The organism is Vibrio sp. 2033, assembly GCF_033339735.1.
In genome coordinates, this window is sequence record NZ_JAWOVC010000604.1 from 1 (window position 1) to 582 (window position 582).

1 protein-coding gene is annotated in these 582 nt (G+C 47.3%); it reads left to right on the plus strand.

What is annotated here, in order from left to right; translation table 11 throughout:
- Positions 1–130 precede the first annotated feature (130 nt).
- A partial coding sequence (locus R7P74_RS28035; protein ID WP_318123946.1) for a response regulator occupies positions 131–582 on the plus strand: 452 nt, incomplete at its 3' end.

A 582-nucleotide genomic window follows, 5' to 3' on the forward strand; every position in this document is an offset into this window, starting at 1 on the left:
GACAAAATAGAGGGGTAGGTTTGCACCTAGTGAACCAATTAGCGACCCGCTATCACGGGCATGTTGAAATGCTACCAAACACAGAACATGGAACGCGAATAACCGTGTATTTGCCAAAGGAAGAACAAGTATGAACATGGCAACGCGAGTAATGATCATTGAAGATGACATTGCCATTGCTGAATTACACCACAAATACCTGAGCCAATTGGCAGGGTTGGATGTGGTTGGCATTGCAACGACGCGATTAGAAGCGGAAATGCAGCTCGAAGTGCTCAAGCCAGATCTGCTTTTGATGGATGTTTATCTGCCGGATGGTACAGGGTTGGAGATACTAAATACGCTGCGCTCGAACAATCAAACTTGTGATGTGATTTTGATTACCGCGGCTCGGGATGTCGACACCCTACAGCAAGCGATGCGCGTAGGTGTGGTGGATTATCTGTTAAAACCCGTCATGTTCCCACGCTTGGAAACGGCACTTAAAAAATACATCACTCAGCGCCAACAGCTGGATGTCGCGAAAAGCCTCGATCAAGGTTTGGTTGACCGCATGTTGCAATCAAATACAGGAACGGACAG